This is a genomic window from Chitinophaga sp. 05T412 (assembly GCF_056396465.1).
This window is the reverse complement of record NZ_JBFTLN010000003.1, coordinates 702,526-725,362: the sequence shown is the minus strand read 5'-3', so window position 1 is coordinate 725,362 and position 22,837 is coordinate 702,526. Positions and strand designations below refer to the sequence as shown.

19 protein-coding genes are annotated in these 22,837 nt (G+C 46.4%); 13 read left to right on the top strand and 6 right to left on the bottom strand.

Annotation, left to right across the window (positions count from 1 at the left end; genetic code table 11):
* Nucleotides 1-28: 28 nt before the first annotated feature.
* The 7 genes from AC1DFM_RS10195 to AC1DFM_RS10165 all read left to right on the top strand — a co-directional run bounded on the left by AC1DFM_RS10195 (nt 29) and on the right by AC1DFM_RS10165 (nt 11,094).
* Nucleotides 29-943, top strand: a complete 915-nt coding sequence (locus tag AC1DFM_RS10195) for a FecR family protein (protein WP_477076613.1) — start codon at nt 29-31, stop codon at nt 941-943.
* Between the two features lie 55 nt (nt 944-998).
* Complete coding sequence (locus tag AC1DFM_RS10190) at nt 999-4,517, top strand: SusC/RagA family TonB-linked outer membrane protein (RefSeq protein WP_477076612.1); 3,519 nt, start codon at nt 999-1,001, stop codon at nt 4,515-4,517.
* 17 nt (nt 4,518-4,534) lie between these two features.
* Nucleotides 4,535-5,983: a SusD/RagB family nutrient-binding outer membrane lipoprotein gene (locus AC1DFM_RS10185; protein WP_477076611.1), complete on the top strand. Its 1,449-nt coding sequence runs from the start codon at nt 4,535-4,537 to the stop codon at nt 5,981-5,983.
* A 123-nt stretch (nt 5,984-6,106) separates the two neighbouring features.
* A complete protein-coding gene (locus AC1DFM_RS10180) occupies nt 6,107-7,174 on the top strand; it encodes a glycoside hydrolase family 76 protein (protein WP_477076610.1) in 1,068 nt (355 codons plus the stop codon).
* A gap of 60 nt (nt 7,175-7,234) precedes the next feature.
* Nucleotides 7,235-8,140, top strand: coding sequence for a hypothetical protein (locus AC1DFM_RS10175; protein WP_477076609.1), 906 nt, complete (start codon nt 7,235-7,237; stop codon nt 8,138-8,140).
* A gap of 178 nt (nt 8,141-8,318) precedes the next feature.
* Nucleotides 8,319-10,271 carry a penicillin-binding protein 2 gene (gene mrdA, locus AC1DFM_RS10170; protein WP_477076608.1) on the top strand — a complete coding sequence of 651 codons (1,953 nt, stop codon included), beginning with the start codon at nt 8,319-8,321 and terminating at the stop codon, nt 10,269-10,271.
* A 25-nt stretch (nt 10,272-10,296) separates the two neighbouring features.
* Complete coding sequence (locus tag AC1DFM_RS10165) at nt 10,297-11,094, top strand: alpha/beta hydrolase (protein WP_477076607.1); 798 nt, start codon at nt 10,297-10,299, stop codon at nt 11,092-11,094.
* 5 nt (nt 11,095-11,099) lie between these two features.
* Here AC1DFM_RS10165 and AC1DFM_RS10160 read toward each other — a convergent pair whose 3' ends face one another.
* The 3 genes from AC1DFM_RS10160 to AC1DFM_RS10150 are packed head-to-tail and all read right to left on the bottom strand — an operon-like array spanning nt 11,100 to nt 13,283.
* Nucleotides 11,100-11,798: a hypothetical protein gene (locus tag AC1DFM_RS10160; RefSeq protein WP_477076606.1), complete on the bottom strand. Its 699-nt coding sequence runs from the start codon at nt 11,796-11,798 to the stop codon at nt 11,100-11,102.
* Between the two features lie 11 nt (nt 11,799-11,809).
* Nucleotides 11,810-12,496, bottom strand: a complete 687-nt coding sequence (locus AC1DFM_RS10155; RefSeq protein ID WP_477076605.1) for a DUF4272 domain-containing protein — start codon at nt 12,494-12,496, stop codon at nt 11,810-11,812.
* Between the two features lie 40 nt (nt 12,497-12,536).
* Nucleotides 12,537-13,283: a DeoR/GlpR family DNA-binding transcription regulator gene (locus AC1DFM_RS10150; RefSeq protein ID WP_477076604.1), complete on the bottom strand. Its 747-nt coding sequence runs from the start codon at nt 13,281-13,283 to the stop codon at nt 12,537-12,539.
* A 58-nt stretch (nt 13,284-13,341) separates the two neighbouring features.
* Between AC1DFM_RS10150 and nudK the strand changes: the two genes are divergently transcribed.
* The 3 genes from nudK (at nt 13,342) to AC1DFM_RS10135 (ending at nt 15,655) form a co-directional block, all read left to right on the top strand.
* Nucleotides 13,342-13,920, top strand: coding sequence for a GDP-mannose pyrophosphatase NudK (gene nudK / locus AC1DFM_RS10145; protein ID WP_477076603.1), 579 nt, complete (start codon nt 13,342-13,344; stop codon nt 13,918-13,920).
* 66 nt (nt 13,921-13,986) lie between these two features.
* A complete protein-coding gene (locus AC1DFM_RS10140) occupies nt 13,987-14,760 on the top strand; it encodes an AraC family transcriptional regulator (RefSeq protein ID WP_477076602.1) in 774 nt (257 codons plus the stop codon).
* 118 nt (nt 14,761-14,878) lie between these two features.
* Nucleotides 14,879-15,655 (top strand): SDR family oxidoreductase, encoded by a 777-nt coding sequence (locus tag AC1DFM_RS10135; RefSeq protein ID WP_477076601.1) that lies wholly within the window; start codon nt 14,879-14,881, stop codon nt 15,653-15,655.
* A gap of 109 nt (nt 15,656-15,764) precedes the next feature.
* Here the strand turns inward: AC1DFM_RS10135 and AC1DFM_RS10130 are convergent, their stop codons facing one another.
* Complete coding sequence (locus AC1DFM_RS10130) at nt 15,765-16,442, bottom strand: SDR family NAD(P)-dependent oxidoreductase (protein ID WP_477076600.1); 678 nt, start codon at nt 16,440-16,442, stop codon at nt 15,765-15,767.
* Nucleotides 16,443-16,610: 168 nt separating this feature from the next.
* Between AC1DFM_RS10130 and AC1DFM_RS10125 the strand changes: the two genes are divergently transcribed.
* The 3 genes from AC1DFM_RS10125 to AC1DFM_RS10115 are packed head-to-tail and all read left to right on the top strand — an operon-like array spanning nt 16,611 to nt 18,759.
* Nucleotides 16,611-17,201 (top strand): TetR/AcrR family transcriptional regulator, encoded by a 591-nt coding sequence (locus AC1DFM_RS10125; protein ID WP_477076599.1) that lies wholly within the window; start codon nt 16,611-16,613, stop codon nt 17,199-17,201.
* Nucleotides 17,202-17,245: 44 nt separating this feature from the next.
* On the top strand, nt 17,246-17,470 hold the full coding sequence (locus AC1DFM_RS10120; protein ID WP_477076598.1) for a hypothetical protein: 225 nt from the start codon (nt 17,246-17,248) through the stop codon (nt 17,468-17,470).
* A gap of 20 nt (nt 17,471-17,490) precedes the next feature.
* Nucleotides 17,491-18,759 carry an MFS transporter gene (locus AC1DFM_RS10115; protein ID WP_477076597.1) on the top strand — a complete coding sequence of 423 codons (1,269 nt, stop codon included), beginning with the start codon at nt 17,491-17,493 and terminating at the stop codon, nt 18,757-18,759.
* A gap of 52 nt (nt 18,760-18,811) precedes the next feature.
* On the opposite strand, the gene AC1DFM_RS10110 is transcribed toward AC1DFM_RS10115, so the two are convergent.
* The gene (locus AC1DFM_RS10110; RefSeq protein ID WP_477076596.1) at nt 18,812-20,752 is read right to left on the bottom strand and encodes a hypothetical protein; all 1,941 of its coding nucleotides are present in this window, start codon (nt 20,750-20,752) and stop codon (nt 18,812-18,814) included.
* Nucleotides 20,749-22,320: an NAD(P)/FAD-dependent oxidoreductase gene (locus AC1DFM_RS10105; protein WP_477076595.1), complete on the bottom strand. Its 1,572-nt coding sequence runs from the start codon at nt 22,318-22,320 to the stop codon at nt 20,749-20,751. Before AC1DFM_RS10105 ends, AC1DFM_RS10110 begins: the two co-directional genes overlap by 4 nt.
* Nucleotides 22,321-22,837: the final 517 nt, after the last annotated feature.

Sequence of the window (22,837 nt, the reverse complement as noted above, 5' to 3'; positions counted from 1 at the left end):
TTGTCTTCGTATACACATACGGGTTACTATGGGAGAACATGATAAGAAAATATCTGACTGGCTGGATCAGCTAAGTCAGCAAAACAAGGAAGTACCCTTTGCTTCTGACGCAGAAAAGGAGCAGGCAAAGCAACGTTTACTACAGTCTATCCTGACGAATGCCGCACCGGCAATACCAAAAGTTCGTCCGCTTACCTGGGTGTATCGTATTGCCGGCAGTGTTGCTGCGGCGGTATTTCTTTTGCTGGGCTTCCGCTATATTTTACATGGACCCGCCCGGGAAGAAAAAGTATCCCTTACCTGGGTCAGCACCGGTATTAAAGAACATAAACGGGTATTGTTACCGGATAGTTCCGTAGTGACCCTCAACGCCAATTCACAAATCAGTTTTAGCAACCATTTCAATAAAGAAGACCGCATCGTTACCCTCCACAAAGGCGAAGCCTTTTTTGATGTGCAACCACAGCCTGCCCGCCCATTTAAAGTATTAACCGATAGTATCGTGACCACCGTATTGGGTACCTCTTTCAATGTGATAAAATATCAACGCAGCGCCGCTGTGAAAATCACCGTGAAAACAGGAAAGGTAGGCGTGGGTAAAGCACAGCAAACGTTTTGTCAGCTGCTGCCGGCAGACCAGGTGCTAATCAGCAGTAAAGACTATCACTTTACCAGCAGCCATGAAGAAGGACTGGCAGGCGACGAATGGACCAGCGGTCGTATTGTAATGCGGGAAGAACCATTGTCTAATATACTGGAGCGACTGGAGATGATCTATGGGGTGGAGTTTGACAAGCATAACCTATCCGATGATTCACTCCGGACAATCACCTTTAATGCCGGCATGCCTTTGCAGAGCGTGTTGTCAATTGTAGAGAAAATAAGTAATGTACGGTTTAGCAGTAAAGACCAACAAAACAAAATCCACTTGTATGTAAAATAAAACAGCATTCGCCCTAACGAATGCTGCTGAAAACTCTCACATAAAATGTAAGCTCATGATTCTCATTTCTAAAATTAGAAAAAGGATACCTATTTGCCAATTATTTAAGGCAAAAGTACTCCGGTTGTTGCTATGGCTACTACCATTAGCCTTTTGCAGCAACGTTTTCGGGCAAACCAGCCCCGCACTCGATAAGAAAATACCACATGTGGCCATCCCGGCAGGCAATGCCCTGGACGCCCTGAAAGAAATTGAAAAAATTACCGGGCTTAATTTCGCCTACAATGCCAACCAGCTAAAGACTTTCACCGTTAGTCACCAAACCTATGACAACAAAAGTTTACGGGAAATATTAGCCGGCATCCTGAAAAATACAAAAACGGTAGTCAACGAACAATCCGGCGTGATTGTCATTTTGCCCGGCGAAACACCCGCTCCCACTGCAAAACCAGCAAGGAAAACCAGTGGCATCGTCAGCGATAAAACCGGCCCTTTGCCCGGCGTCACCGTATTGGAAGAAGGCACGGGCAACGGCACCATTACCGATGAAAACGGGCGCTATACCATCAAACTGAAGAATTTGCCAGCTACCTTACAGTTCAGCATCACCGGCCTGAAAAAACAAGAACAAATTGTAACCGAAGAAGGCACGCTGAACGTAAGCATGGAAGGCGACTTCCAGAAACTGGGAGAAGTAGTGGTGACCGCCCTGGGCATCAAAAGAGAAGAACGCTCCCTGGGATATGCTATCCAGAAAATTGGGGGAGAACAGGTAGATAACGCCAAATTCACCGACCTGAAAACAGCACTGGCAGGCAAAATTGCCGGCGCTCAGCTGGTAGGCGCGCCCAGCTCCACTTTCCGGGATGCCGGAATACGGCTGCGCGGCGCCAATAGCCTAAGCGGCGGCTCTCCCATTTTTGTCCTGGATGGTACCATCATCTCACATACCGATATCAACCTGGATAATATAGAATCTATTTCTGTACTGAAAGGAGCTGCGGCTACCGCCCTATACGGTATCCGCGCGGCTGCAGGCGCCGTATTGCTGACCTCTAAAACAGGTAAACGCAATCAGCCTATGCGCGTAGAAGTAAACTCCGGCACCGCCTTCGAAAAATTATCTGTGATTCCGCAATACCAGAATATCTACGGCGCCGGTGATAATATGAACTTCGACGTTTTCCATTATGATGCGAACAAGCACCCTGCTACCTGGAAGCAATTCGATGGTCAGAAAATGGTGCAGTATTATATGGACCAGAGCTGGGGCCCAAAAATGGATGGTACCATGGTGCGGGAATGGTTTAGCTGGTATCCCGGCGAAGACTTCGGCAAACTCACCCCGTTTGAATCACATCCTAACAACGTCCGTGATTTTTTCAGAACCGGTATCAATCTCAATAACAGCGTGGCTTTTTCCGGCGGTTCTGAAAGAGCGTCCTATCGCTTGTCGTACGCCAATCAATACCGCGATCTTATTTATCCCAATGCCAACCGCAAACGTAACTTTATTGATTTTGCCGGAACCTTTGACGTCACCGACAAGTTTTCCGTTTTTGCAGATATCAATGTCGTGAGTACCAAACAGATCGCAGAACCTTACGACGGTGGTAACTCCAATCAGCGTAGCATCATGGCGCAGTTTAACCAGGAGTTTCAACGCTCCGTGGATATGAAACGCCTGCGCGATTATAAAACGCCTGATGGCACTTACCGTACCTGGAATATCGTAGGCCCTAATGGTAACGACTCTGCCACTACGTTAAGGCCCCGCAAACGCGATAACCCCTACAGCGTGTACTATGAAAGCTATCGTCGCTACGCCAACTTCCGGGTATTTGGTAACGCCGGTTTCAATTATAAAATATTACCTAACCTGAAGCTGCAGTCGCTCATACGCGCCGATATCATGGTCGACGATTACGATGACCGCATCGCCTCTGGTACTGTAAAACAAGATATGTATAAGTCTGGCCAATCGCTGCCCCGTGAGTTCAACTATGAAATGACATTGAACTACAACAAACAGCTGCGCGACTTTTCCATTGATGGATTAGTGGGTGGTAACATCCGCCATTATAAACTAACCCGCAACGAAGCCAACACCGTAGGTGGATTGAGTGTTCCTAACCTATATGCCATCACAGCCTCTATTCAGCGCCCTAACGCTTTCAACGATTATTTCGAACAGGAAATAAGAAGTGTATATGGTAAAGTATCCGTAGGGTATAAGCGTTTACTGTATGTAGATATTACGGGTCGTAACGACTGGTCGTCTACCTTGCCTGCTGCCAGGAACTATTATTTCTACCCATCCGTATCCGGTAGCTTTATTTTCACGGAGCTGCTGCCTAAAAGCAACTGGCTGAACTTTGGTAAAGTACGACTGGGTGTAGCGCAGGCGGGTTCCGATGCGGGTATCTTCGCCATCAACACCGGCTATAACCTGCAAAACTCTTACAATGGCTCACCGGCGTTAAATACGCCGGATCAACTGGTAGATCCGCGCTTGTCGCCCTCACTGAGCACCAGTATTGAAGCGGGGTTGGCGCTGAAACTACTGAATAATCGTTTAGGGGTAGATGTTAGCTTCTATAAGAATAAGAACACCAAGCAGATTGCGAACCTGCAGATCAGCGAAACCAATGGTTACAATAGCTACCTGACTAACCTCGGAGAAATTCAGAGCAAGGGTATGGACATTGCCATTACTGCCACGCCTATACGTAAACGGGATTTCTCCTGGGACCTCTATGTAAACGCTGCTACCAACAAATCTAAAGTAATAGACCTGGCTGCCAACATGGATAACTATCTCGCCGCGTCACGGGAAAACGGGTTGCGGCTGGAACTCGATCACCGCAAGGGCGCAGAGTGGGGATTGCTGGTAGGGCCTACCTTCCAGTACTATCAGGCAAAGGATGCCAATGGTAAGAATATTGAAAGTCCTTCTAACGGCAAACCTATTGTAAACGCCAACGGTGCTTACCTGACCAACGAAAACCAACCGCTGGGATCTATCCTGCCTAAGTTTACCGGTGGTTTGGGAAGTACGTTTGTGTATAAAAACTTCGACTTCACGTTCTCGATCGACTACCAGGTAGGCGGTAAGTTCCTGTCGCTCACCAAAATGTTCCTGCTGGGAACGGGTCTCGATCCATCTACGGTAGGTACCAATGATAAAGGCAACGACTGGCGCCTGCCGGTAGCGCAGGGTGGTGGTATTAAGCCAGACGGCGTACTTGCAGATGGCACACCTTTCAGCGGCTACGTGGAAGCACGTACGTATTACTGGACTTACCTGTTTAACAAAGTAGCGCCACCATTTATTTATGATGCCAGTTATGTAAAGCTGCGGGAGCTGCGCCTTGGTTATACCTTCGCTGCCAGACCCTGGACAAAGCACCTGGGTGTGAGCAGCCTGAATGTGGCCTTATATGCACAAAATCCATGGTTGATTTATACTGCCCTGAAAGGCATTGATACTTCCGAGCTGGAAAGCTTCTGGGAAGAAAGAGGACAGGTGCCGGCGACCCGCACCATTGGTTTTAACCTGAAACTGGTATTATAACCATCAAACATTGACTTATGAAGCATTCATCTATTACCTATATACTTTTACTATTACTGACCGTATACGGTTGTAAGCCGGGCGACTTCGGAGATATTAACACCAATCCCAATATGCCAAAGCGGCCTTATACCGGCTACCTGATTACCAATATTATCCGTGACATGGCTGCTACCATTGGCGGCAGCAATGGTAGCCCGATCCGGGAGGCGCCTTTGTACTCGCAACACCTGGCGGAAATGACTTACCAACGGGAAGGCGTATACGTAAGAGGTAACTGGGACTTCGGTTACTATCAGGGGCCTTTGAACGATGTACAGGTGGTGATCAACACCAATCAGGACCCCGCCACGAAGCTGCAGGCCATCTCATTTGGTTCCAATGCCAACCAGCTGGCGGTAGCCCGTATTATCAGGGCCTATTTCTTCCTGCACATCACCGATCGCTGGGGCGACGTACCTTACAAGGACGCGCTGAAGGGCAGTGATAATCTCACACCTGCTTATGATAAACAGCAGGATATCTACAACGACCTGTTTAAAGAACTGAAAGAAGCTGCTGCCCAGTTTGATGGTGGCGTAAATGTAAAAGGCGATATTATGTTTGGTGGTGATCCAAACAGATGGAAAAAATTTGCCGCCACCATGCGTTTGGTGATGGCGTTACGCCTTTCCAAAGTAGATGCCGTAAAAGGGAAAGCGGAATTTAATGCCGCACTCACGGATGGGGTGATCACAGATAATAAAGATAATGTAGTGTACAACTATCTCGCAGGAGATCAGAACAATGAAAGCTACTGGTCGTTCAGCTGGCGGGTAGACAACAACCCTTATGCTTTATCCAGCACGCTGGTAGATAACCTGCAGGCCAACAATGATCCCCGCTTACCAAAGTTTGCCGACAAAGCCGGAGATGGTTTGTATCACGGACAAGCCTATGGCGTGATTAACACCAACTTTTCTTCCATGTCTTTGCTGGGAGCTGCTATGCGCAAACCTGAAACACCAGTATACTTTTACACCGCCGCTGAAGTACAGTTTGCATTGGCAGAAGCCGTGAAGCTCGGTTGGATAGCCGGTGGCGATGCAGAAGCCGAAGGCTATTACCTGGCGGGCATTAAAGCTTCCATGCAACAGTTTGGTGTATATACGGATGCCGCTTATGCTGCCTGCATCGCATCACCGAATGTGGTATACAATCCCGCTAAAGCGCTGGAACAGATTGGTACCCAGAAATGGGTAGCGCTGTTCCTCAACGGCTGGGAAGCGTGGTATGAATGGAGACGGACCGGTTTCCCTAAATTGCTGCCGCCAGCCAATGCGCAAACCCGCGACGGGCAAATACCCCGCCGTCATGGATATCCTTCCAGGGAAGCATTGTTGAATAAACAACATTATGACGAAGCGGTACAACGCATAGGCGGTCCTGATGACCTGGCCAGCCGCGTATGGTGGGATAAACAATAAAATAGCTTTTAGCCGTTAGCTTTTAGCTTTTAGCAAATGCAGCGAAAATTGCCATATATTGGTCTTCGCTGCATTTGCTAAAAGCTAAAAGCTAACGGCTAAAAGCTATTTTAACCCGATCATATGAAAACGATAGCCTGTATACTTTTCAGTTTCTTGTTGTGTGCCTATAGCATGCCGTCTTCGTTTACCCGGAAAGATGCGGCCAAAGCCTATGCGGCCTTTAATCAATATTTCTACAGTGAAACAGACCAGCTGTATTACGCCAATACAGAACGGAAAAATATAGGCGCCATCTGGACCCAGGCCATTTACTGGGATATGGCGATGAATGTATATCAACGTACCCGCGCCGCTGCCKACCGGARAAGAGTCCGTGATATATTTGAAGGCGGCTACCGGCGTTACGACCAATACAACTGGAACAATACCAAAGAATGGTTTATTTATGATGATATCATGTGGTGGGTGATATCACTGGCGCGTGCGCATCAGCTGATGGGCGATAAGGAATATCTGCCATTGGCGGTAGCAGGGTTTAAGCGGGTTTGGGACGGCTCCTATGATCCGGCGGATGGTGGGATGTTCTGGGATTTTAAGCACAGTGGTAAAAATGCCTGTATCAATTTTCCTACAGTGATTGCTGCCATGACTTTATATCAGGCCACCAATGACACCAGTTATTTACAACGTGCCAAAGCCGTATATCACTGGGGCGTACAACACCTGTTTGACACCACCAGCGGCCGGGTGGCTGATAATTATGTAAATGGCCACAAAGGTTGGTCGGATTATACTTATAACCAGGGCACTTTTATTGGGGCAGCCGTGATGCTGTATAAAGCCACCGGAGTGGTCAGCTATTTGCAACAGGCCAATCTGGCGGCGACTTATACGCAGCAAAATATGGGTGCTGACAAAGGAATTTTGCCCGCGGAAGGAGATTGGAACGAGCAAGGCGTATTAAAGGCGATTTTCGGGCAATATGTGATGCAATTGATTACAGACGGGAAGCAAACGCAGTTCCTGCCCTGGATACAGCAAAACATTAATACGGCCTGGAATAACCGTGATCCGCAGCGGAATCTTACTTTCCGCAACTATGCGATCCCCTGTGTAACTGGGGTGTTACAGTCGTACGAGGCCAGCAGTGCGGTATACCTGATGCAGATTTGTCCGCCTGAAAAATAACGACCTTTCCTTTTCAGCTGGTAAACCCTTATTTTTGCGGCTTAAATTTGGAGATACCTCATGAGAAAGCTTTTTTCTGTACTGTTTGTTTGTTGCCTGTGTTGCATTACCGTGACCTCTTTTGCCCAGGACGATGTACGTACCTGGAGTTTGTCGGAAAATGATACCCGTTACATTTTTGCAGATACCGCATTTGTGCGTATCAGCAGCGACACGAAACAAGCACCAGTAGATACGTTGTTAACCGGCGAGGAAATTACTGTGGTGAAAATTACTGATAAGCTATTGAACCTGAAAGGGCTTACTGCACCCTGGATACAGGTGAAGTATAAAAAAGATGGGATAGATAAAGAAGGCTATCTCTGGCAGGGGCTTATTTCCTTTAGGCAGGTGCGCCGGGGAGACACCAAGTATATCTATGCAATAGATCGTCGTATGGACAGCTCCACAGTGGCAGACGATGGTGTAAAAATCGGGATGAAGTACTTTTTAGTAAAGCTGAAAATAGTGCAGGCGGGCCAGTTAAAAGCGGTTAGTGCGTTTAAAATATTGGATGGAGAAAGCGCAAATTTTGGTGATGCGAAAGTCATGAGTGGCCTGGGATTATCCAATGTACAAAACATTGTGGTGCTCACGTTTGGCGGAGAAGCCTGTGGTATTGAATCCAACTACTTTTATTTTGCATGGATGAATGATAGCCGCCTGGTATCATTGCCTTCGCGGATGAGTGTAGGAGATGCCGGCGCTTATTATCACGACGAAACATTTACGTTCCCGGCAGAGAAAAACGGGCAGCCGGATATCATCCGCTGCGACATATCGGATGAAGAAGCAACAGAGAAGATGGACAAGAACGGAGAGCCTATCATGAAAGGAACAAAATCTACTTTTAACTATAGCTGGGATGGCGTGAATGGCACCTATAAAAAAGCAGAAAGCGGAAAGCAGAAAGCAAAAAGCTATTGAAGCGATTGCCTGTAGCGGATATTAATACGCTTTGATTATTCGCTTCAATAGCTTTTTGCTTTCTGCTTTCTGCTTTCCGCTTTCCATCCTGTGTAATGGCCGCTCATCTATTTTTTCATACAAAGCTATTTTAATAAAATAGTTTTGTGATGTTAAAAGACGCCCGTCATTACTTACCATGTCCGCTTACAATCAACCCAGAAAACGCGTTCTGATACTCATTATCACAGGATTAGTATTAATATTGATCACCCGCTTACTTTATTTGCAGGTAGTAGATAAAAAATATGTTCGTTTGGCCGATGCCAACGCGGTGACCCGAAAAATTGTGTATCCCAGCAGAGGGATTATTTTCGACCGGCAAAACCGGAGTATTCTGAGTAATGATATTTTGTATGATCTGGTAGTGATCCCGGCAGCTGTTAAGAAGATAGATACCGCCTATCTCTGTAATATTCTGCAAATAGATATCGATGAATTCAAATCGCGTATAGCCGACGCCGTTAAGAAGAACGGACGGGTTCGTCCTTCCGTATTCGCGGGGTTGTTGTCGGCGGCCACTTACAGCCGTTTACAGGAAAGTATGTACCTGTTTCAGGCCGGCTTTGAGCTGGTACAGCGGCCTATACGTTCCTATCCATATAAAGCCGCCGCCAATATATTAGGCTACATCGGTGAAATATCCCCGGCGATGCTGAAGCTGTCGCGCTACGGTGATTATCAGTCGGGTGATTATATTGGTCTCACCGGATTAGAGAAAACCTACGAGTCCGTTTTAATGGGACAGCGGGGTACACAGTATATCATCAAAGATAACCTGAACCGTCCGCAGGGGGCATTGGAAAATGGGGCGTATGATACGGCCGCCATTGCGGGGAAGAACCTGCGTTTATCGCTCGACATTGAACTGCAGGTATTAGGCGAGCAGCTGATGCGCAATAAGATAGGCAGTATTGTGGCCATTGATCCGCAAACTGGTGGTATTCTGGCGATGGTGAGCGGGCCTGTTTTTGATCCGAATCTGTTGACCGGAAGTTCCCGTACCCGCAATGTGAGCAAGCTGTTTACTGATCCTACGGAACCGTTCCTGAACCGGGGCATACAAGCCACGTATCAGCCGGGATCTTCCATGAAACCATTAACGGCCATTGTAGCGCTGGATGAAGGGCTGATTACACCAGCGTTTGGCTATCCCTGTACCGGCGGCTATTACGCCTGCGGCCACAGAATAGGTTGCATGCACGCAGAAGCTGGTCATGCCGCCAACCTGCGTATTGCGATGGCGCATTCCTGCAACTCTTATTTTATGCACCTGTACCGCCTGGAAGTAGATGCCGGCAAATGGGGCGGCGTAAAAAACGGACATACCAGGTGGAAGGAGTATATGTCGAAGTTTGGACTGGGGCATAAACTGGGTATCGATATTCCTGGTGAGAACCCCGGTATTGTAGCAGATACGGCGATACTGAATAGATTATATCACGGCAACTGGAGTTCCTGCTCTGAATTGTACGTAGGCATGGGACAGGGGCAGGTAGCGGTAACCCCGCTGCAAATGGCCAACGCCATGTGTTTGATTGCCAACCGGGGCTTTTATTACCTCCCGCACCTGGTGCAGTCGATAGACCAGGACAATTCCGATTTGCTGAAGAAATTCAAAGAAAAGCATGCCGTAGGCAATGTGTCCGATACCGCTTATAGCGCCGTGATTTTAGGAATGGAAGATGTGATTGAACATGGTACCGGGAGAGGCGCGCATATGGAAGGTATTGACGTATGTGGTAAAACCGGCACGGCACAAAACAGGGGCGTTGTAGATGGTAAAGTAGTGGATCTCAAAGACCATTCTGTATTTGTGGCGTTTGCGCCGCGGGAGCATCCACGTATAGCGATTGCCGTAATTGTGGAGAATGCCGGTATGGGCGCTACTTTTGCGGTGCCTATTGCGAATCTGATGATGGAAAAATACCTGCGTGATACCTTGCCCGCATCAAAGCAGCCTATCATGAAGCGGATGCTGGAAACCAGCACCATTTCGCTGGTAAAACAGCAGCTGTCTAAAATAGATTCCCTGAATATGACTACCGGCGCGTTAACCGCCGATCAGGTGCTGAAGCATTATTTTCATTGAGCTACTTTGTTTGTATATTAGTTAAATGAAAATTCTCTGGAAGATAGCGGGCATTTTATTGCTGTTATACATCAGCATATGTGTCCTGGTGTACTTTATCCAGGAGCGCTTACTTTTCTTCCCGCAAAAGCTACCTGTTAACTATGCTTTTCAATTTCAGGCTCCCTTTGAAGAACTACAGTTCCGCATGAAAGATGGTACCCGGTTAAATGGGTTATTGTTTACGGGAGATAGCGCTAAAGGGCTGGTTTTTTATCTTCATGGCAATGCCGGAGCACTCAATACCTGGGGAGCCGTAGCAACTGCGTATACCCGTTTGGGATATGATGTGTTTATGTTGGACTACCGCGGTTATGGTAAGAGCGAAGGACATATTACCAGTGAAAAGCAGTTATATGAAGATGTACAGGCGGTGTATGACCAACTGAAAACCCGGTATCCCGAACAACGTATCACTATATTAGGATATTCACTGGGTACGGGCCTTGCGGCCAAATTGGCGGCCACCAATCATCCGCAACGACTTATTCTGCAGGCGCCTTATTTCAGTATGACGGATATGGCAGCACATCATTATGCTTTTCTGCCTTCTTTTTTATTGCGGTATAAATTTCCTACTTATCAGTACGTGCCGGCGATTACAGCACCTATTACGATCTTTCACGGAGATCAGGATGAGGTGATTTATTATGCGTCTTCTGCTGTGAAGCTGAAGCCATTACTGAAACCGGAAGATACGCTGATTACGCTGCATGGGCAGGGACATAACGGTATGACCGATAACCCGGATTACCAGGCGGCGTTGCCGGGTGTATTAAAGTAGCGATGTTAATCTTCGTCTTCATCGGTCCAGAACTCCTTTAATGGCTCAAGTACTTGTTGCTGAAACTCTTCATAGGTTTCGAAGAGGGAGGTCAAAGGATATGCCGGGTCGGGCTCTGGTCTGCCCCAGGTGAGATGTACCATGGCGAAATTATATGGTGGCATACCGGTCACAGAGAAAAGAACATCATCAGATCCACCATCCGCACAAAGTGCTGCACAAGGAATACCAGCAAGTACATGTTTGTTTTTGGTAGACCAAAGCCATGGGAATTTTCTCTCCCGGGCGGGGACTTCTTTTTTTAATTGTTCTTCTAATGTCAGTTTCCGTTCAATAGAAAGTGTATCCCATGATGCGGAGATGAATGGAACGATTGGCTGATCGCTAAAGTATTTCCGTATCACTTCTTCCTGCAACCCCATGATATCTATTGTTATAGGTTCATTCGGGAGTTCAGTTATGTCATTGATGGTGCAACCTCCAATGGGATGTAGAAAATAGCCGGTTTCCAATTGTATGCTTAGTTGCAAATGTCGCCAGCCGGATGACGGTTTGTTGTTGATAATCCAAACCTGTAACCGGATTGAATTGACGTAATATTCTGTCGGCTTAAAGATCCCTTGTACGCAACCCATCGTAACGTCAATGGGTACAAGATTGGTTTCCCCAATGAGGTGTTGTTCTGAATAGATGTATGCTTTCATGGTGTCTGGTATCAGGTGGAAGTATCGGTATCGTCCCAGTCAGTGATCCCACAAAATCTACGCAACCAGTTCAGTGCCCGGTGCCGTTCAAGAACGGCATAGCTATGTAAAGCGGTGGTATTCTGTTCTCCGCTGAAATAAAGATCCCTGAAATAAGTGGTACCTAGCTCATTAAATAGATTCTTCAGTAGTATCTCCGATTTATCAATGTAGGAGAGGTTATTAAGGAAAGTGGTTGGGTCAGTTAGTAATTGCGGCACTGCATCCATAAAATGATTCAGTTGTTCCTGAGAAACATCACTGGTGGGAGAAGGTCGTTCCGGTACGAGTCCTAGTGTCCAGGCCAGTACATAGGCCGCTTCCAATTTCCATGCAAAACTATCGATGTCTGTATCATCGGCAGTATCTTCGAGGAAGTCCCGTTCACTCAGACTAACATCATCCCATAGCTGGGTATCTTTAAGCCATTGTGTGAGTTTGGCGGCTGCTTTGGGCTCTTCAGTTCCGTATAAAGCTACATAGGAAACGGCGTAAAGAATAAGCATACGTTTACCTGTTTCAATAGGCGTGGCAAAGTCTTCTTCCGGGTCATCTACGTAGCCCAGATGGGTTACCTGGTATTTATCTATGCCGTATTCTTTCAGGCGGGCTTCCAGTTTTTCTTTGCGGCGTTTTATTTCGCCTTCTTTTGCAATCATAGCGTGATAGAGATATGCGGTAAGTTACTATTTGTGTTACTTAAACCCCAATTATTTTTACCCCTTTTTTCTTTGCATACTTCAGTTGCGCGGGATCAGCATTGGTAACAATCGCATGCAATATTTCCAGTGGCGCAAATTGGAAATAAGAGGGTTGATCTATTTTGGCGGCATCGCATAACAGGTAGGTTTGTGTGCTTTGTGCAGCGAGGGCCAGTGCTATGGCGGCTTCTGTTTCGCTATGTGCAAACAGGCCTTGCGCAGAAAGTCCGTCTACTCCTATAAATGCTTTGCCTGCCTGGTATCTGCGGATATGTTCTATGGCCATGCTGCCGTGTATGGCTTGTCGCGCGGCATCGTATTCGCCGCCTACGATGTTGAGGGATACCTGGCTGTTTTGCAGTTCGCTGATCACGGGCATGGAGTTGGTGATGACTTTAATGCGTTTGTTTTTAATGAACTGGCATAAACGAAAAACGGTGCTGCCGCAGTCCATGAAAATGATATCTCCTTCTTCGATATAGCTGGCAGCTTTAGCGGCTATTTTATCTTTTGCGGCGAGGTTGGCGGCGGCTTTATGAACGAAGCGATGGGGCATTTCCGGCGCCTCTACGGGAATGGCGCCGCCGTGGGTGCGGTAAACCAGGCCCTGGTCTGACAGTAGGTTCAGGTCGCGGCGGATGGTGATTTCAGAGGTGTCCAGCGCCTGGGCGAGGTCTTTGGTATCTACTTCCCCTTTTTCGGCCAGCTGCGCCAGAATTTTTTGCTTGCGTAATTGGAAATTCATTGGAATGCTTTAACTTGATCAAAAATAATCAAAAACGATCAAAAACGATCAAATTAATATGAAAGAGATAAATATCCTCGACACGGTAATTTTGTCTGATAACTGGTATACCCTGAAAAAGGTGATCTATGAAATGAAAGGACCGGATGGGGTGGTGGTACGACAAGAGCGCGAAGCATACGATAGGGGCAATGGGGCTACCATCTTGCTATATCATAAAGAAAATAAAACAGTGATACTCACCCGGCAGTTTCGTATGCCCACTTATATCAACGGCAATCCCAGCGGCATGATGATAGAATGTTGTGCGGGCCTGCTGGATGAAGACAATCCCGAAGCCTGTATACGCCGTGAAACGATGGAAGAAACGGGGTATAACATCACCGATGTGCGCAAAGTATTTGAATCGTATATGTCGCCTGGCTCGGTGACGGAGATCCTGCATTTCTTTGTGGCAGCGTATTCCAAAGAGCAGCAGGTACATGCCGGCGGCGGACTGGAAGATGAGCAGGAAAATATTGAAGTGCTGGAACTTCCCTTTACTACAGCGATGGATATGATCCGCAGCGGAGAGATCAAAGACGGAAAAACCATCATGTTGTTGCAATATGCGGCAATTAATAACCTTTGCGGCTAAACGAAAACAGGTGCGCATTCGCTGCTGCAATAATTGCGTATCTTCATACCTGAAACCGGGTGTTATATGAAAATGGAACGTCACCTTCCTGTTGCTGCGCTGAAGCCTTTCGTCAAAGCTTTTCTGATTATAGAAAGCGGCGACGGAATGGAGAACAGCACTTTGCCGGATACCTCTGTTGTGATGAGTTTCCGGTTTAAGGGAAGTGTGGCGCATGTTACTCCAGCTTTCACCGATACCTTGCCAGGCGCTGGTTTATCAGGCATGCGTAAATCGGTGCGACAGTGGAAGTATGCACCTGACACCGGCAATTTGCTAGTACTGTTTGAAGAAGGGGGGGCCGCTGCTTTTTTTAAAACACCGCTGCATGAGTTGTTTGAAGCCCAGCAGCCACTCGATGATTTAATCCGTTTACAACAGATCCGGGAAGTAGAAGAGCAGCTGGAAGAAGCCGGTAGTCATAAAGAAAGAATTGCGGTAGTAGAAGCTTTTTTGTTGTCGGTATTAAGTATGCAAACACCGGATGTGCTGGTGCGGCATGCCGTAGAACAAATTAAAAACAACCACGGCAATATAAAAATCAAGCAGTTGGCCGCTGAATTATTCATCAGCCAGGATGCTTTTGAAAAACGATTTCGTCGCCATATAGGCTGTAGTCCAAAACAGTTTGCGGCGATTGTGCGCTTAAGACGTTTGCTCGATCATTTCGATGGTACGGAGAGCTTAACAGATGCCGCACATAAAGCCGGTTATTTTGATCAGGCGCATTTCATCAAAGATTTTAAAGCATTTACGGGCCAAACCCCACAGGCATTTTTCCAGCAATCTACCTGGTGGTAGTTGTCGTGCTGATCTCCGCTATCCGGATAAAATTTTCCCTACCGGAACATTCTTGCCGTTATTGTTCTCCTCAACGAATCTACGTCCCTTTGCGGTATTGTTCATCAAAATAAAAAGCATGTCAACAACACCGTATACAGGAAAAAAAGTAGTAGTAACAGGCGGTACTCATGGTATGGGTTTAGCCACCGTAAAGATGCTGGTAGCAGGTGGTGCAGAAGTATTGCTCACAGGTAATAATCCGGAAAATATAGCAGCAGCGCGCCTTACATTAGGCTCCGCCGTGCAGGTATTAAAATCTGATACTACCAGTATGGAAGATATCCATGCGCTGGCTGGTATAGTCGCCGCGCAGTTTGGGCAAATTGATTTTCTTTTTATTAACGCCGGCTATTCCGTGCTGGAGTTGTATAATGAGGTAACGGAGGCGTCTTACAATAAAACGTTTGACATCAACACCAAAGGAGCCTTCTTTACCGTGCAGCAGTTGGCGCCGTTGATAAAGGATCATGGGTCTATTGTGTTTACTACGTCTGTAGCGAATCAGACCGGTTATCCGGGCATGACGGTATATGCTGGTGCGAAGGCGGCCCTGGCTTCCTACATAAAAGGATTTGCCGCCGAGCTGTTGCCTCGTAGTATCCGCGTAAATGCGGTGAGTCCGGGATTCATACAAACCCCAACGATGGGCGTGACGGGCGTATCGAAAGAAACTTTGCTGGAGTTCGAAAAAATCGGAGAGCAGGTAACACCGTTGAAGCGCAATGGTCAACCCGAAGAGGTGGCGAAAGCCGTGTTATTTCTGGCGTTTGATGCCACGTTTACCACCGGGGAGGAAATTACCGTAGATGGTGGCTTGTCACAACAAATAAAGTCGCCGGACGCATCACATTAGTCAGTGGGTTAGGGGAATAATTTAGGGAGAAGGGGTACTGCAGCGGTATCCATCTCCCTGAAAAAATAATGGCAGGCTGCCCTTTTTTACGTGTAGTCTGCTCCGTTAGTTAAAACGTTTCTACGCCATTGATATCTGTATTCCAGAATTGCCCGGTGGTGCTATTGTTGAGAATACCGGCATAAATGACTGCTGCAGATTCTCCGGGAGTGAGAGATGCATTCATGCCTCCCAATTTTGTTTTCACCCAGCCGGGATGCATGGATGTTACCCGGATTTGTTTTTCTGACAATCGTTTCGCTAACATAACTGCGTACATGTTCACGGCGGCTTTCGACATCCGGTAGGCGGGGCCATTGATGCCCGCGTTTTTAATCAGTCCCATGGCGGACGACATCATCACTACCTGTGCTCCCTGCCGGAGATGTGGCAGTAACGTTTCTGTAAAGAAAACAAGTCCCGTTACATTGGTGGCAAAGGTTTGCGTAAATGCCTCAGGCTTAGGTTCCAGGTCGTACACATCCGGTGCAGCGCCGGCATTGTTCACCAGCAGATCTATCTTCCTGCCGGAGTCCGCGATGGTAGCAGCGGCAGCCTGTACCATCGATAAATCGGTAATGTCCAGTGGAATAACAGTGAGGGAAGGATGCACAATGCCAGGGATATCTCCGGATCTGGAGGTGGCAAATACCTGATACCCTTCGCTGAGTAATTTTTGCGTGAGCGCAAACCCGATTCCGCTGCTGCCGCCGGTTACAACGGCGGTTGGTGGTTGTGATGGTATCATAAATAACGTGTTGGAAGTGCAGCAAAACTAGGGGATGCAGCTGGGTAGTTTGTCGGTAGTTATACGGATATTATAGTATACGATGTTGTACTTACGCGATATTTTTTTTTCAAAAAAAAGTCTTGAAATATTTTTAAATGAGCATTTGCTCACTTATCTTTGTGCCGGATGAGATATAGAGATGAAAATAAAGTGCTGGCGATTCGGGAAGCTGCTATTAACATGGTAGCCCGCGATGGGCTGGAAAACTTTGGGATTAACCGGCTCGCGAAAGCGGCGGGTGTATCTCCGGCTACTATATACATCTACTATAAGGATAAGGAAGACCTGCTCACCACTATCAGTATAGAAGAAGGGATTAGGATGACCCGTGCTACCCTGGATGGATTTGATCCGAACATGTTTTTTAAGGAAGGACTATGGGTACAATGGAAGAACCGGGCGGATTTTTCATTGGATAATCACATGGCAGCAGCTTTTTTTGAACAGCTTCGCAACTCTACCTACAAGGATAAAATGGTGGAAGCCATTGGAGAGGAGTTTAAGAAGAAGATGGGCAACTTCGTGGAGAACGCGATTATCCGTGGTGAAATAAAGCGGATGTCGCTGGAAGTATACTGGTCCGTGGCTTTTGCTCCCTTATATTCTCTGATTAAGTTTCACAACGAAGGTAAAAGCCTGGATGGCCGCACGTTTAAGTTTTCAGAGAAAGTGATGAAAGATACATTTGATTGCGTGATAAAAGGCCTGTCGATTTAGCTATTTTTTTGCTTTAATTAATAAATGAGCGCTTGCTTATAAACATGTCTATCGCTTACATCCTCATTTTCAGAACCAATATCAACAACCCGGATGATCGCCGGAAAGTGGCGCAGGCACTGGACCAGGAGCCCAGCATTGGCAAATGGACGGTAGATCTGGAAGACGTGGACCGCGTACTGCGTGTAGTCGCCACCGGGCCCGTGACAGACCGTATCATTTCACTCGTAAATGGCTGCGCTTATGAATGCGCAGAGTTGGAAGACTAATATCTATTAATATCCTTTATATGAAACAACAAGCACCTGCCTTTTCTACTCACCAGAAACTGGTGATTGCCCTATTGGCCTTCACACAGTTCACCGTTGTATTGGATTTTATGGTAATGTCGCCGCTCGGTGATATACTCATGAAATCAATGAATATCAAACCTAACCAGTTTGGTTTGATTGTATCTGCTTATGCATTCAGTGCCGGTATATCCGGCTTACTCACAGCGGGTTTTGCGGATCGTTTTGACCGTAAGAAACTACTGATATTTTTTTATGGTGGCTTTATCCTGGGCACCTTGTGCTGTGGTTTAGCGAACACGTACTATACCATGATGGCGGCACGTATCATCACTGGTTTATTTGGTGGCGTCATGGGATCTATTTCCATGGCTATCATCACAGATCTGTTTCCTTTATCACAACGCGGCCGGGTAATGGGATTTGTGCAAATGGCTTTTGGCGCCAGTCAGGTATTGGGAATTCCTATTGGCTTATACCTGGCCAATGCCTGGGGCTGGGAAGCGCCTTTCTTTATGATTGCTGGCATCGCTGTATTGGTCATGTTGGTGATCAGCATCCGCCTGGAACCTATTGTTGCGCACCTGGCGGTACAGCGGGATAAAAGCGCCTTCCAGCATTTGCTGCACACCATCCGAAACAAAGAATATCGTATAGGCTTTACCGCTACCGCGCTGATGTCCATTGGTGGCTTTATGATGATGCCTTTCGGTAGTGCATTTGCCATCAATAATCTGCATGTTACGCCGGAGCAGCTGCCATTGTTATTTATGATAGCCGGCATCAGTAGTTTGTTCATTATGCCAGTACTGGGAAAGGTGAGTGATAAGATGGATAAATTCCGGTTGTTTGCAGCAGCAGCGGTATACATGATGGTGATTGTGGCCTTTTATACGCATTTGTCGGCCCAGCCGCTGTGGATCATTATCGGCTTCAACGTATTGATGATGGCTGGTATCATGGGACGTATGATTCCATTTACCGCCCTTACCACCGGTATTCCTGAGCTGGCAGACAGAGGTGCTTTTATGAGCGTGAATTCTTCTCTGCAGCAAATAGCAGGTGGTATCGCCGCGGTGATTGCCGGTATGATTGTATCGCAGAAAGATAAGTTTAGTCCGCTGACCAATTATGATACCTTGGGTTGGGTAGTAATCGGTCTTACGATCCCTTGTATTTTCCTGGTATATCGTGTAAGCGTAGTGGTGAAAAACAAAATGGCACGTGGGGCAGGAGTTACTGCCACACCAGTTGCTTCGGAAGCGTAGGAGAGGAGGCTGTCTCATCAATACATGAGACAGCCTTTTTTTGTTTCCTGATTCATTTACAGTAAGTAGCCAATAACTGCGGTGCCTGTGCCTCGCCCATGACAGCCGCCTGTTTCAGGTCAGGACAGGCTTTTTCCTTGTTATTCAGCAATAGGTAACAAATCCCCCTTGCCAGATAAATGTCTGCCCTATTGGGATTTAAAGCCATTGCCGCATTAAAGTCCGCCAACGCAGCCACCGGGTTGGCCTTTCGGTTACGTTCATACACTCCTTTAAAATAAAGCACGCGGTCATTGTGCGAATATGTTTTAGCAAGATTGCTGAAGAAACGGTCATTATCTGCCTGGTTTTTGCTGAGTTTTAAGAACAGGATACCAAAGGCCTGATGTTGGTCGTCTTCCGCCACCATTACCGGCGAAAAGGTGGTATCATTCAGAAAAAGGGCTGCAGCTGTGTTAGTATAATTTTCTCCGTTATAATGTGAATCCCACAACACCAGGCTCCCCTCCGGAATCCCGGGCATATTGCGACGGGAGATTTCACCTGCGTGAATGCTATCATAAGGGTTGATACCTGCTGACCAGTAATACCATGGATGGTTACAATAGATCTTTGCCTGACGTAGCTCACTGTTACGGATAAACGTAGTCATAGCATCCATACCCCGTCTTTCCTCATTACCATGGCTTTGGGGGTTTTCATAAGAAAGTGTAAACGAAAGTTGCAGCAGTAGCAATACAATTGCCACCCACCGGATGTTTGCCCGGAAGAACGCGATGCCAGGGAGCAACACACAGAGGGAGCAGGCCAGTAGTTGCCGGAGAATCGTGTAGTCTTTTTGAATAGGATCATAATATTGCCTCAGTACCAGCTTATTCGTAAATGCGATGTATCCTATGACAGATATCAGGAAGCACAGCAACACGAGGTCTAATATTTTGCCGGCAGCTTCTTTTTGCTGTCGCTGTACAGCGGGTTGTTTAGCTTTGCCAGGTTTCAGCTTCCCTTCCCTGCCGGTCGCCGGCACAGGAGGTGCAAAGAGGTTCCACCAGTAATTAAAGCCATATAAACTAATCACCGCTGCAAAGGGAGCCAGTGTGATCAGGTTTCTGAGTGCGCCACCCGACTGGCCAATGTTCAGGTATGCAGCGAAGATTACGTATATGATGAACCCAACTGTAAATTGAAGCAGTATAAAATAGTCTGCCAATAAACGTTTGGTGCTGACCAGATACCCTTGTATAAAAAAGAAAAATGCCACGGGCCCCAGTACATATACATACTTGCCAATATGATGCGTTAAGGCCATATGGCCATACTTGTTAGCTTGTTTGCCAGAAACCAGTAACTCGTCCAGTAACGCAAACGGATGACCGGTATAAATAAAAAAGGCCAGCGCCCAGGCTAACATACCAGCGCCCATCAATGGTATGAATGCATACTTCCTGTGTTGTAGAAGAGGAAGCAACCAAAAAGGCATTAATAATATAGCTTCTGTTCTTGCCAGTGGTAGTAGCCCGGCTACTACGGCAAACCAAAAAAAATCTTCTTTGTAATAAAGGTAAATTCCAAGGCAAATAATAAATGATGCCAGCGGTTCTGTCATGGCATCCCTTGCAATACCAAAGAGGAATGTTTGGAATAGTAAAAAGAAGACGGCCATGCATGGGTGTGCGATTCCTTTTTTTTGCAATCCTTTATATAACAGCCATGCAGACAACGCTGTGAGCAAAATCATGGCGATACCAGCCCCTGCACGGCCAAAGAGCTGTATGGGTATATAAAATATTACTACGAACAAAGGTCTGTTCCAACCCGACAGAAATTGTCTGAAGTTGTGGCGGGCGTTCAACACATTCATATAGCGTGTAACGGCATCATCATCCCAGGTGAAAGTGGAAAGCTGTAACCAGATGATGGACAATGCCAGGAACGTAATAATAATGGCCAGGTAGCCATATTTATGGGAGAGTTTGGCCAGAGATGATTTCATGTCGATTGTTTGGTTTCGTGGTACTCCTGTTCTGTATTGATTTCCCAGATATTCTCTTTACCCGTATATCCCGCAATAATGTTATCTACTGCTGTCATGGCGGTGAGCATAGAGTGGTCTGCATTGTTGTACTTATGCATGCCGTTTCGGCCTATCAGGAAAAGATTGCTAATAGTGTTCATAAACGTTTTTATCTCCCCAAACCTCTTGTAAGTACCGAAGTAGGCTGGATATGTTTTTTTCATTCGTACCAGGGTGCTGTCACGTACATCTTCACGGAGGATGATACCTATTTTTTGCAATTCATCTATGGCGAAGGTGGTGAAGTCGGGATCGCTCATCTTCCATAATTCATCTCCTTCGTTACAGAAATATTCAAGTCCCAGCCATATTGTGTTAGGATCTTGTACCATAGCAGGGCTCCAGTTATTGAAAATCTGCAGCCTGCCTATTTTTACATCGTTCTCCTGGATGTAGATCCAGTTATCCTTAATAGATGTTTGTTTATTTTCGAGTACGAGTTTATCTACCAATAGCCCAACGGTAATAAAGTCGCGATATTCAAGGCCGGCAGCAATGTCTTGCACGTTTCCCGGGACTATTCCGTCAATAGCCGTTACCAGCTCTTTTACAGGCATGGTGGAGAAGAAGTAGTCTCCTTCATAGGTATTGACGGCCATAGTAGTATCATTTAGTGATACAATGTTTTTCACTACGGCATCGGCTATCTTTATCTGACACACTTGCTGGTTCATATGAATTTCACCGCCCATTTCCTGAATCCTTTTAGCTACTTCCTCCCATAACTGGCCAGGGCCATATTTGGGATAGAGGAAACGCTCAATAAGACTGGTTTCCGTATCTTTTTGGGCGAGATCAGTAGTAGCCTTTTTCTTAAACAATTTTTGCAGGGCATGTAATATGGTGGTAGTAATGGACAATTTTTTTATCCGCTGGTGGCCCCATTCGGCGTCAATTTCATGACAAGCCTTCCCCCATACTTTCTCTGTATAATCTTTGAAGAAGGTTTGATACAATACCTTTCCGAAACGTTTGATGAAGAAGTCTTCCAGACTTACCTCCTTTTTTGTAAAGAACAAGCGGGCATGTAAGTAGGAGCCGATGATGTGGCATAACCGGAAAAAACCCAGCTTGGAAATACTATCCAGTGCGAGTGTAAGTGGATAGTTAAATAGTTTCCGCTCGAAATAAATCCTGGATAATCTTTCCCGCACCAGCATCACCATGTCCCGGTTTTTATTGGCGCYGGTATCCGGAAATACTTCCCTGTTCTTGTTTTGGTAGGAAATTTTTATTGGTCGCTCTATTTCTTCTATTGATAAGATATTCTGCCACCAGTTCATTACCCGATCCGACTTGGAGAAGAAACGATGACCTCCTATATCCATCCGGTTTCCTTTGTAGTTCACTGTTTTGGAGATGCCACCAATATCTCCGGACATTTCCAGGATGACAGGTTTAATATCTGTCCTTTTCAAAAGCTCGTATGCCGCCGTTAAGCCGGCAGGGCCAGCCCCTATAATAATAGCCACCTTTTTATTTTTCATCCCCATGAAATTTTAATGGAAGTATTTGTGAGTAGCAGACTTCCTTTTGCGAAATTTTTTTTTGCCGATAAATGCTATACCCTCCCATAGTATGGCAAGTGGGTACAGTGGAAAGAAAAGTATTTTCACAACTATCTTCCAGCAGATAATTGCATAATAGAAAGCACGATTCATACTTATAAAAGAAATGAAGTAATAATGGCCGTTTAAGGCATTCCCTGTTATCGCTTGTATTGACTGATACTAATACAGGCTGGTGAGAATAAACCCTTATGCCGGGTGAAAATTTTTTCTGTTAAAAATATGTGAATAGCAAAAGGTGACGCTATGCATTGGCAGCGCAACGCGTTTAATTCCTGGGTGGTAAATCACGTAAAGCGTATATACGAAAAATCGATACTATCTTACCAAAAGCTAATACTAAATGAGGATTGCAAACGTTTTGCCACCACACAAACGTTTGCGCAAGATTTGCGGGAGTCTTTTATTGTTGAACTTATTTATATAGGTTTAAGAA

Coding starts and splice junctions, on each gene's coding strand:
- AC1DFM_RS10195 (WP_477076613.1), top strand. CDS start 29: ATGGGAGAACATGATAAGAAAATATCTGACTGGCTGGATCAGCTAAGT.
- AC1DFM_RS10190 (WP_477076612.1), top strand. CDS start 999: ATGATTCTCATTTCTAAAATTAGAAAAAGGATACCTATTTGCCAATTA.
- AC1DFM_RS10185 (WP_477076611.1), top strand. CDS start 4,535: ATGAAGCATTCATCTATTACCTATATACTTTTACTATTACTGACCGTA.
- AC1DFM_RS10175 (WP_477076609.1), top strand. CDS start 7,235: ATGAGAAAGCTTTTTTCTGTACTGTTTGTTTGTTGCCTGTGTTGCATT.
- mrdA (WP_477076608.1), top strand. CDS start 8,319: ATGTCCGCTTACAATCAACCCAGAAAACGCGTTCTGATACTCATTATC.
- AC1DFM_RS10165 (WP_477076607.1), top strand. CDS start 10,297: ATGAAAATTCTCTGGAAGATAGCGGGCATTTTATTGCTGTTATACATC.
- AC1DFM_RS10160 (WP_477076606.1), bottom strand. CDS start 11,798: ATGAAAGCATACATCTATTCAGAACAACACCTCATTGGGGAAACCAAT.
- AC1DFM_RS10155 (WP_477076605.1), bottom strand. CDS start 12,496: ATGATTGCAAAAGAAGGCGAAATAAAACGCCGCAAAGAAAAACTGGAA.
- AC1DFM_RS10150 (WP_477076604.1), bottom strand. CDS start 13,283: ATGAATTTCCAATTACGCAAGCAAAAAATTCTGGCGCAGCTGGCCGAA.
- nudK (WP_477076603.1), top strand. CDS start 13,342: ATGAAAGAGATAAATATCCTCGACACGGTAATTTTGTCTGATAACTGG.
- AC1DFM_RS10140 (WP_477076602.1), top strand. CDS start 13,987: ATGAAAATGGAACGTCACCTTCCTGTTGCTGCGCTGAAGCCTTTCGTC.
- AC1DFM_RS10135 (WP_477076601.1), top strand. CDS start 14,879: ATGTCAACAACACCGTATACAGGAAAAAAAGTAGTAGTAACAGGCGGT.
- AC1DFM_RS10130 (WP_477076600.1), bottom strand. CDS start 16,442: ATGATACCATCACAACCACCAACCGCCGTTGTAACCGGCGGCAGCAGC.
- AC1DFM_RS10125 (WP_477076599.1), top strand. CDS start 16,611: ATGAGATATAGAGATGAAAATAAAGTGCTGGCGATTCGGGAAGCTGCT.
- AC1DFM_RS10120 (WP_477076598.1), top strand. CDS start 17,246: ATGTCTATCGCTTACATCCTCATTTTCAGAACCAATATCAACAACCCG.
- AC1DFM_RS10115 (WP_477076597.1), top strand. CDS start 17,491: ATGAAACAACAAGCACCTGCCTTTTCTACTCACCAGAAACTGGTGATT.
- AC1DFM_RS10110 (WP_477076596.1), bottom strand. CDS start 20,752: ATGAAATCATCTCTGGCCAAACTCTCCCATAAATATGGCTACCTGGCC.